14 protein-coding genes are annotated in these 8,595 nt (G+C 39.2%); all 14 read left to right on the plus strand.

Features of this window, described 5'->3' with window-relative positions; genetic code table 11:
- The first annotated feature begins 49 nt into the window (after nucleotides 1-49).
- Complete coding sequence (rplF, locus tag O3629_RS07440; RefSeq protein WP_003010839.1) at nucleotides 50-586, plus strand: 50S ribosomal protein L6; 537 nt, start codon at nucleotides 50-52, stop codon at nucleotides 584-586.
- An 83-nt stretch (nucleotides 587-669) separates the two neighbouring features.
- Nucleotides 670-1,026, plus strand: coding sequence for a 50S ribosomal protein L18 (gene rplR / locus O3629_RS07445; RefSeq protein WP_003010871.1), 357 nt, complete (start codon nucleotides 670-672; stop codon nucleotides 1,024-1,026).
- Nucleotides 1,027-1,043: 17 nt separating this feature from the next.
- Nucleotides 1,044-1,538: a 30S ribosomal protein S5 gene (rpsE, locus tag O3629_RS07450; RefSeq protein WP_003009617.1), complete on the plus strand. Its 495-nt coding sequence runs from the start codon at nucleotides 1,044-1,046 to the stop codon at nucleotides 1,536-1,538.
- Between the two features lie 14 nt (nucleotides 1,539-1,552).
- Nucleotides 1,553-1,735 (plus strand): 50S ribosomal protein L30, encoded by a 183-nt coding sequence (rpmD, locus tag O3629_RS07455; protein WP_002894509.1) that lies wholly within the window; start codon nucleotides 1,553-1,555, stop codon nucleotides 1,733-1,735.
- Nucleotides 1,736-1,880: 145 nt separating this feature from the next.
- Nucleotides 1,881-2,321 (plus strand): 50S ribosomal protein L15, encoded by a 441-nt coding sequence (gene rplO / locus O3629_RS07460; RefSeq protein ID WP_003002405.1) that lies wholly within the window; start codon nucleotides 1,881-1,883, stop codon nucleotides 2,319-2,321.
- A gap of 12 nt (nucleotides 2,322-2,333) precedes the next feature.
- Nucleotides 2,334-3,644: a preprotein translocase subunit SecY gene (gene secY / locus O3629_RS07465; protein WP_023920186.1), complete on the plus strand. Its 1,311-nt coding sequence runs from the start codon at nucleotides 2,334-2,336 to the stop codon at nucleotides 3,642-3,644.
- 96 nt (nucleotides 3,645-3,740) lie between these two features.
- Nucleotides 3,741-4,379, plus strand: a complete 639-nt coding sequence (locus O3629_RS07470) for an adenylate kinase (RefSeq protein WP_021154254.1) — start codon at nucleotides 3,741-3,743, stop codon at nucleotides 4,377-4,379.
- 116 nt (nucleotides 4,380-4,495) lie between these two features.
- A complete protein-coding gene (gene infA, locus O3629_RS07475; protein WP_001029883.1) occupies nucleotides 4,496-4,714 on the plus strand; it encodes a translation initiation factor IF-1 in 219 nt (72 codons plus the stop codon).
- 23 nt (nucleotides 4,715-4,737) lie between these two features.
- Nucleotides 4,738-4,854 (plus strand): 50S ribosomal protein L36, encoded by a 117-nt coding sequence (gene rpmJ / locus O3629_RS07480; RefSeq protein ID WP_001808836.1) that lies wholly within the window; start codon nucleotides 4,738-4,740, stop codon nucleotides 4,852-4,854.
- A 17-nt stretch (nucleotides 4,855-4,871) separates the two neighbouring features.
- Nucleotides 4,872-5,237, plus strand: coding sequence for a 30S ribosomal protein S13 (gene rpsM / locus O3629_RS07485; protein ID WP_003009631.1), 366 nt, complete (start codon nucleotides 4,872-4,874; stop codon nucleotides 5,235-5,237).
- A 23-nt stretch (nucleotides 5,238-5,260) separates the two neighbouring features.
- Nucleotides 5,261-5,644, plus strand: a complete 384-nt coding sequence (rpsK, locus tag O3629_RS07490; RefSeq protein ID WP_003002390.1) for a 30S ribosomal protein S11 — start codon at nucleotides 5,261-5,263, stop codon at nucleotides 5,642-5,644.
- 45 nt (nucleotides 5,645-5,689) lie between these two features.
- On the plus strand, nucleotides 5,690-6,628 hold the full coding sequence (locus tag O3629_RS07495; protein WP_003009635.1) for a DNA-directed RNA polymerase subunit alpha: 939 nt from the start codon (nucleotides 5,690-5,692) through the stop codon (nucleotides 6,626-6,628).
- An 11-nt stretch (nucleotides 6,629-6,639) separates the two neighbouring features.
- Nucleotides 6,640-7,026 (plus strand): 50S ribosomal protein L17, encoded by a 387-nt coding sequence (rplQ, locus tag O3629_RS07500; protein ID WP_003002399.1) that lies wholly within the window; start codon nucleotides 6,640-6,642, stop codon nucleotides 7,024-7,026.
- A gap of 254 nt (nucleotides 7,027-7,280) precedes the next feature.
- Entirely contained in the window at nucleotides 7,281-8,552 is a 1,272-nt protein-coding gene (locus O3629_RS07505) for a glutamyl-tRNA synthetase (protein WP_049472516.1), read from the plus strand.
- Nucleotides 8,553-8,595: the final 43 nt, after the last annotated feature.

Genomic DNA, 8,595 nt, shown 5'->3' on the forward strand with positions numbered 1-8,595 from the left:
TGAAAACTGGCCCGCAAAGGCCTGACAATTTAACAGGAGAATAAAAAACATGTCACGTATTGGTAATAAAGTTATCGTGTTGCCTGCTGGTGTTGAAATCACTAACAATGACAACGTTGTAACTGTAAAAGGACCTAAAGGAGAACTTACTCGTACGTTCTCAAAAGATATTGAAATCCGTGTGGAAGGTACTGAAGTAACACTTCACCGTCCAAACGATTCAAAAGAAATGAAAACAATCCACGGAACAACTCGTGCCCTTTTGAACAACATGGTTACTGGTGTATCAGAAGGATTCAAGAAAGAACTTGAAATGCGCGGGGTTGGATACCGTGCACAACTTCAAGGATCAAAACTTGTTTTGGCTGTTGGTAAATCACACCCAGACGAAGTTGAAGCTCCAGAAGGAATTACTTTTGAACTTCCAAACCCAACAACAATCGTTGTTAGCGGAATTTCAAAAGAAGTAGTTGGTCAAACAGCTGCTTATGTACGTAGCCTTCGTTCACCTGAACCATACAAAGGTAAAGGGATCCGTTATGTTGGTGAATACGTTCGCCGCAAAGAAGGTAAAACAGGTAAATAATGTAGTTTGGTTGTTTTTCAACCAAACTTCATCTTACCAACTCAGTGCTTAGCACATGATTTTAAAATTAAGAGGTGAAAATTGTGATTTCGAAACCAGATAAAAACAAAATCCGTCAAAAACGCCACCGTCGCGTTCGCGGAAAACTCTCTGGAACTGCTGATCGCCCACGTTTGAACGTATTCCGTTCTAATACAGGCATCTACGCTCAAGTAATTGATGACGTAGCGGGTGTAACGCTCGCAAGCGCTTCAACTCTTGACAAAGAAGTTTCAAAAGGAACTAAAACTGAACAAGCCGTTGTTGTCGGCAAACTTGTTGCTGAACGTGCAGTTGCTAAAGGTATTTCTGAAGTGGTGTTCGACCGCGGTGGATATCTATATCACGGACGTGTTAAAGCTTTGGCTGATGCAGCTCGTGAAAACGGATTGAAATTCTAATAGGAGGACACTAGAAAATGGCATTTAAAGATAATGCAGTTGAACTTGAAGAACGCGTAGTTGCCATCAACCGTGTAACAAAAGTTGTTAAAGGTGGACGTCGTCTTCGTTTTGCAGCTCTTGTAGTTGTTGGTGACCGTAATGGCCGTGTTGGATTTGGTACTGGTAAAGCTCAAGAAGTTCCAGAAGCAATCCGTAAGGCTGTTGAAGATGCTAAGAAAAACTTGATCGAAGTTCCTATGGTTGGAACAACAATTCCACACGAAGTAACATCAGTATTTGGTGGAGCTCGTGTATTGTTGAAACCAGCTATCGAAGGGGCTGGGGTTGCTGCAGGTGGAGCAGTTCGTGCCGTTGTCGAATTGGCAGGTATTGCAGATGTTACATCTAAATCACTTGGATCAAACACTCCAATCAACATCGTTCGTGCAACTGTTAACGGTTTGGCACAATTGAAACGCGCTGATGAAGTTGCTGCCCTTCGTGGTATTTCAGTTTCTGACTTGGCTTAAGAAAGGAGATTCAAATGGCTCAAATTAAAATTACTTTGACTAAGTCTCCAATCGGACGCATCCCGTCACAACGTAAAACTGTTGTAGCACTTGGACTTGGCAAATTGAACAGCTCTGTTATTAAAGAAGATAACCCAGCAGTACGTGGTATGATCACTGCTGTATCTCACTTGGTAACAGTTGAAGAAGTAAAATAATCTATTTAAAATAGAAACAAAGTTTTCAGGGGTATGAGAAGTTCTCATCCCCTAAAACTAAATATAAGTATAGGCGAGTTTGTAGTTAGGACACCTTTTCCTGATTACATGCGTTAGCAATTTACAAAAGAGGAGAAAATAAATAATGAAACTTCATGAATTACAACCTGCTACAGGTTCACGTAAAGTCCGCAACCGTGTTGGTCGTGGTACTTCATCTGGTAATGGTAAAACTTCTGGCCGTGGTCAAAAAGGTCAAAAAGCTCGTAGCGGTGGCGGTGTACGTCTTGGTTTTGAAGGTGGACAAACTCCATTGTTCCGTCGTCTTCCAAAACGTGGATTTACAAACATCAACGCTAAAGAATATGCTATTGTGAACCTTGATCAATTGAACGCCTTTGAAGATGGTGCTGAAGTAACTCCAGTAGTACTTGTAGAATCAGGAATTGTAAAAGCTGAAAAATCAGGTATCAAAATTCTTGGTAACGGAGAATTGACTAAGAAGTTGACTGTTAAAGCAGCTAAATTCTCTAAATCAGCTGAAGAAGCTATCACTGCTAAAGGTGGTTCAGTTGAAGTCATCTAAGTGAGGTGACCTATGTTTTTTAAATTATTAAAAGATGCATTTAAGGTGAAACAAGTACGGTCGAAGATTTTATTTACGATCTTCATCATTCTTGTTTTCCGCATTGGGACCACGATTACAGTGCCTGGTGTAAATGCGAAAATTCTGAACAACCTTCAAGATGTGTCCTTCTTGAACATGCTCAGTTTGGTTTCTGGGAATGCCATGAGGAACTTCTCAGTTTTCGCATTAGGGGTTAGCCCATACATTACAGCTTCGATCGTCGTGCAACTTTTGCAAATGGATCTGTTGCCTAAGTTTGTTGAATGGGGCAAACAAGGGGAAGTTGGTCGAAGAAAGCTCAACCAAGCAACACGCTATATTTCTTTGGTTCTAGCCTTTGTTCAATCCATCGGGATTACAGCCACCTTCCACACTTTGTCTCAGGCGAAATTAGTCGCAACTCCAAATACCAAGACCTATCTATTAATCGGTGCGATTCTGACGACCGGTTCCATGATTGTGACTTGGCTTGGAGAACAAATCACAGATAAAGGGTACGGTAATGGTGTTTCAATGATTATCTTTGCAGGGATTGTGTCATCAATTCCTGAGATGATTAAAGAAATCTATGAAAATGCATTTGTGAATGTTCGTTCTGGTCAAATGACCAATTCCCTCATTTTTGTTGGGGTATTAATCCTTGCTGTCTTGGTTATTGTTTACTTTACAACCTTTGTGGAGCAAGCACAATACAAGATTCCAATCCAATATACAAAGATTGCACAAGGAGCTCCATCAAGTTCTTACCTACCTTTGAAAGTAAACCCAGCAGGAGTTATTCCTGTCATCTTCGCTAGTTCGATTACAGCAGCGCCTGCTGCAATTTTCCAAGTGATTAGCGCTATGGGTTACAATGCAGGATGGGTGAAAACAGCTCAAGCCATGTTGGCTACAAACACACCAACTGGTGTGGCAATGTATGCCTTATTGATCATTCTCTTCACCTTCTTCTACACGTTTGTTCAGATCAATCCTGAAAAAACGGCAGAAAACCTTCAAAAGAGTGGTGCCTATATCCCAGGCGTCCGCCCTGGTAAGGGGACAGAAGAGTTTATGTCTCGTTTGCTACGTCGTTTAGCAAGCGTCGGATCAGTATTCCTTGGCTTTATTACCATCATTCCAATCCTAGCTCGAGATTTATTTGGTTTGACAGATGCAGTTGCTCTTGGAGGAACTAGTTTGTTAATCATTATTTCAACAGGTATTGAGGGAATGAAACAATTAGAAGGCTACTTATTAAAACGTAAGTATGTCGGATTTATGGACACAACAACAGAATAGAATAAGGTTGACTTTGTCAGCCTTCTATTTTGTTTTTAAATGGAAATAGGAATTCGCTCCTGCTTCCATTTAAAAACAAAATAAGGAGAATTCATCATGAATCTTTTAATTATGGGGTTGCCTGGAGCAGGTAAAGGAACTCAAGCAGCTAAAATCGTTGAAGAGTTTCACGTAGCGCATATCTCCACTGGAGATATGTTCCGCGCAGCGATGGCTAACCAAACTGAAATGGGTGTGCTTGCAAAATCATACATTGATAAAGGTGAGTTGGTACCAGATGAAGTAACCAATGGAATTGTAAAAGAACGCCTTGCTCAAGATGATATTAAAGAAACAGGTTTCTTGTTAGACGGATATCCACGTACCATTGAGCAAGCTCATGCTTTAGATAAAACATTGGCTGAACTTGGTATTGAGCTTGAAGGTGTTATCAACATCGAAGTAAATCCAGACAGTCTTTTAGAGCGTTTGAGCGGACGTATCATTCATCGTCAAACTGGAGAAACTTTCCATAAAGTATTCAATCCACCAGTTGATTACAAAGAGGAAGATTACTACCAACGTGAAGATGATAAACCTGAGACAGTAAAACGTCGTTTGGATGTTAATATTGCCCAAGGTGAACCAATCATTGAATTTTATCGTTCAAAAGGACTCGTACATGACATCCAAGGGAACCAAGATATCAATGATGTATTTTCAGACATTGAAAAAGTCTTGTCAAATTTGAAATAAAAGCGTTTTTCATGCTTGCAATATTGGACAACTAGTGTTACAATTAGTTAGTCTGACTTATAATTGTTACCTCTGTGCTCAGAGGAATGAATCGAAATTTATGGAGGTACTTTTGCGTGGCAAAAGACGATGTGATTGAAGTAGAAGGCAAAGTAGTCGATACAATGCCGAATGCTATGTTTACGGTTGAACTTGAAAATGGACATCAGATTTTAGCAACAGTTTCTGGTAAAATTCGTAAAAACTATATTCGTATTTTAGCGGGAGATCGTGTTACAGTGGAGATGAGTCCGTACGATTTGACACGTGGACGTATCACATACCGCTTTAAATAATCGAAAAACTTGGAGGGATAAAAATGAAAGTAAGACCATCGGTCAAACCAATTTGCGAATACTGTAAAGTAATTCGTCGTAATGGTCGTGTTATGGTAATTTGCCCAGCAAATCCAAAACACAAACAACGTCAAGGATAAGATAGAAAGGAGAAAACATGGCTCGTATTGCTGGAGTTGACATTCCAAATGACAAACGTGTAGTAATTTCATTGACTTATGTGTACGGTATCGGACTTCCAACATCTAAGAAAATCCTTGCTGCTGCAGGCGTTTCTGAAGATATTCGTGTTCGCGATCTTACACCAGATCAAGAAGATGCTATCCGTCGTGAAGTTGACGCAATCAAAGTTGAAGGTGACCTTCGTCGTGAAGTAAACTTGAACATCAAACGCTTGATGGAAATCGGTTCATACCGTGGTATCCGTCACCGTCGTGGACTTCCAGTTCGTGGACAAAACACTAAAAACAATGCTCGCACTCGTAAAGGTAAAGCTGTTGCGATTGCAGGTAAGAAAAAATAAAATAAAATAAGGAGGTAAAAATCTTGGCTAAACCAACACGTAAACGTCGTGTGAAAAAGAATATCGAATCTGGTATTGCTCATATTCACGCTACATTTAACAACACAATTGTTATGATTACTGATGTGCATGGTAACGCAATCGCTTGGTCATCTGCAGGTGCACTTGGATTTAAAGGTTCTCGTAAATCTACACCATTTGCTGCTCAAATGGCATCAGAAGCTGCTGCAAAAGCTGCTCAAGAACACGGACTTAAATCTGTTGAAGTAACTGTTAAAGGTCCTGGTTCAGGTCGTGAGTCTGCTATTCGTGCACTTGCTGCTGCTGGTCTTGAAGTAACTGCAATCCGCGATGTAACTCCTGTACCACACAATGGTGCTCGTCCTCCAAAACGTCGCCGTGTATAATCATCAACAATTACACAGCTTTTCGTTTAAGAGGGAGTATAGCAAATGATTGAGTTTGAAAAACCAAATATAACAAAAATTGATGAAAACAAAGATTATGGCGTGTTTGTCGTAGAACCACTTGAACGTGGCTATGGTACAACACTTGGAAACTCACTTCGTCGTGTACTTCTGGCTTCACTTCCAGGTGCAGCTGTCACTTCAATCAACATTGAAGGTGTACTCCACGAATTTGATACCGTTCCAGGAGTCCGTGAAGACGTTATGCAAATTATTCTTAACGTTAAAGGAATCGCCGTTAAATCTTACGTCCAAGACGAAAAGATTATTGAACTTGATGTAGAAGGACCTGCAGAAGTAACTGCTGGAGATATTCTTACTGATAGTGACATCGAAATTGTAAACCCTGATCATTATCTATTTACAATCGGAGAGGGAGCATCTTTGAAAGCGACGCTTACTGTAAACAGTGGACGTGGCTATGTTCCAGCTGATCAAAACAAAAAAGATGATGCACCAGTGGGAACGCTTGCTGTAGATTCAATCTATACGCCAGTGACTAAAGTCAATTACCAAGTTGAACCAGCACGCGTTGGTAGCAACGATGGCTTTGACAAGCTAACCCTTGAAATTTTGACAAATGGGACAATCATTCCAGAAGATGCCTTAGGTTTGTCTGCTCGTATTTTGACAGAACACCTAAATCTATTCACAAACTTAACTGAAATTGCTATTGCAACAGATGTTATGAAGGAAGTAGATACAACTTCTGATGATCGCATTTTAGAACGTACGATCGAAGAATTAGATCTTTCAGTTCGTTCATATAACTGTTTGAAACGTGCTGGCATTAATACTGTTTACGATTTGACTGAAAAATCAGAAGCAGAAATGATGAAAGTTCGTAACTTGGGACGTAAGAGTCTTGAAGAAGTTAAAATCAAACTTGCCGACTTAGGCCTTGGGTTAAAAAACGATAAATAGAGGAGGAATACATGGCTTACCGTAAACTAGGACGCACTAGCTCACAACGTAAAGCGATGCTTCGCGATTTGACTACAGATCTTATCATCAATGAAGCAATTGTAACAACTGAAGCACGTGCGAAAGAAATCCGTAAATCAGTTGAAAAAATGATTACTTTGGGTAAACGTGGTGATTTGCATGCACGTCGTCAAGCTGCTGCATTCGTACGTAACGAAGTTGCATCACAAAACTTTGATGAAGAAACAGGTAAATACTCAGAAACAACTGCACTTCAAAAATTGTTCTCTGAATTAGCACCTCGTTATGCTGAGCGCAATGGTGGATATACTCGTATCCTTAAAACTGAACCACGTCGTGGTGATGCTGCGCCAATGGCTATCATCGAATTGGTATAATATCATCAATTTTGTTGAGTGTTATGATGATGGAATACACTGTTATTCTTAGTCTAGCTCTGGTCTACCGCTGGGGGTTTTCCCCAGCGGGAACACTCATCATATTGAATGAATGGTAGACGCTTGTTTACGAAATTGCTTTAATTTAAAACAATTTCGTAAGCAGGCGTTTTGTCTTGCTTTTCATGAGTAGTCGAGAATAGCAAAAAATGATATAATGGAACCCATATCTCCAATAGAAGAAAAAGGATTCAATGACAAAACAACAAGCAATTAAATTACTAAAAGAGAAGTACCTTAGTAATATGAAAGAGGATTCGGAACTCTTTGTCGGAGTTGAATTAGAGTTTCCGATTGTAGAAACAAATGGAAACAAAACAAATATAGAGGTGACGAAAAATCTTTTTCGAACCTTAGCCAACTTATCAGATTTTGAAGTTGAAAAAATAGATGACGATCAAAATCCCATTCAATTGATTCACTGCTCTTCTAAAGATCGTATTCTATTCGAGTTGAGTTACAATACAATTGAATTTGCATTTGAGAGAGCTCATTCTATAAATGAGGTAGCCAAACGTTTTGAGGCCTATTTAAAGATCATTCAACCGATTTTGCAAGAAAATAATCACGAAATCCAAGGGCGCGGAATCCATCCTTTGTGGAAAGAAAATGATAATAGCCCAGTGAAAATCGAACGATACAAGATGTTAATGGCTTTCCTTGCAATGAATGGTACAGGGATGAAAACACACTCCTATCCTTCGTACGGAGCATTTATATGCGGAAACCAGGTTCAATTGGATGTAAGGCGCGATAACTATCTTCGCATCATTAATGCATTTAATAAAATTGAAGCAGTAAAAGCATATTTGTTTTCTAACTCAGAATTTTCAGCAGAGGTTTGGGATACAAAAATTGCCAGAGATATTTTCTGGGAAGAATCCTTACATGGTTATTATAAGGAAAATGTAGGGATTTATCCTAAGGACTACCAAAGCGAAGAAGAGTTTTTTAATAATCTCGCTAGAACAGCTATTTTTACGGCAATTAGAGAGGGCAAATCATATTATTTTAAACCAATTCGAGTGGAAAACTATCTAGATCAAAAAGAAATTACGGCCTATACGGCTGATGGAAATGAGAAGATCATTAACCCTGTAAAAGAAGATCTAAAACAACATCGAAGTTACCAATTTCAAGATTTAACTGCTCGTGGGACTGTGGAATTTAGAAGCGTTTGTACACAACCATTAGAAACCACCTTTGCCCCGATAGCCTTTGAGTTGGGCTTGTTTGTAGAATTAGAAAAACTGGAAAACTATTTAGAAGAATGTTCATTTTTTAAAAATGAAGAACAGGACTATCGAAAACTTAGAAAGAAATATTCAAAGAAAAATCTAAGTGAAAAGGAAAAAGAAGCGATACAATCCTTTTCAAAAGATCTTCTGGACATAGCTAAAGCAGGATTAATTAAAAGAGGTTATGGAGAAGAAAAATTTCTCATCATTAACAAAGAACTAGACTAATAGAAAAGCCTGTAATACAGGCTTTTCTTTGTTTATTTCAAAA

This window comes from Streptococcus sp. 27098_8_12 (assembly GCF_041432115.1).
GTDB lineage: Bacteria > Bacillota > Bacilli > Lactobacillales > Streptococcaceae > Streptococcus > Streptococcus parasanguinis_V.

What these genes read in the sequence shown, in the direction of transcription:
- rplF (WP_003010839.1), top strand. Translation starts at nt 50, where the DNA reads ATGTCACGTATTGGTAATAAAGTTATCGTGTTGCCTGCTGGTGTTGAA.
- rpsE (WP_003009617.1), top strand. Translation starts at nt 1,044, where the DNA reads ATGGCATTTAAAGATAATGCAGTTGAACTTGAAGAACGCGTAGTTGCC.
- rpmD (WP_002894509.1), top strand. Translation starts at nt 1,553, where the DNA reads ATGGCTCAAATTAAAATTACTTTGACTAAGTCTCCAATCGGACGCATC.
- rplO (WP_003002405.1), top strand. Translation starts at nt 1,881, where the DNA reads ATGAAACTTCATGAATTACAACCTGCTACAGGTTCACGTAAAGTCCGC.
- secY (WP_023920186.1), top strand. Translation starts at nt 2,334, where the DNA reads ATGTTTTTTAAATTATTAAAAGATGCATTTAAGGTGAAACAAGTACGG.
- O3629_RS07470 (WP_021154254.1), top strand. Translation starts at nt 3,741, where the DNA reads ATGAATCTTTTAATTATGGGGTTGCCTGGAGCAGGTAAAGGAACTCAA.
- rpmJ (WP_001808836.1), top strand. Translation starts at nt 4,738, where the DNA reads ATGAAAGTAAGACCATCGGTCAAACCAATTTGCGAATACTGTAAAGTA.
- rpsM (WP_003009631.1), top strand. Translation starts at nt 4,872, where the DNA reads ATGGCTCGTATTGCTGGAGTTGACATTCCAAATGACAAACGTGTAGTA.
- O3629_RS07495 (WP_003009635.1), top strand. Translation starts at nt 5,690, where the DNA reads ATGATTGAGTTTGAAAAACCAAATATAACAAAAATTGATGAAAACAAA.
- rplQ (WP_003002399.1), top strand. Translation starts at nt 6,640, where the DNA reads ATGGCTTACCGTAAACTAGGACGCACTAGCTCACAACGTAAAGCGATG.
- O3629_RS07505 (WP_049472516.1), top strand. Translation starts at nt 7,281, where the DNA reads ATGACAAAACAACAAGCAATTAAATTACTAAAAGAGAAGTACCTTAGT.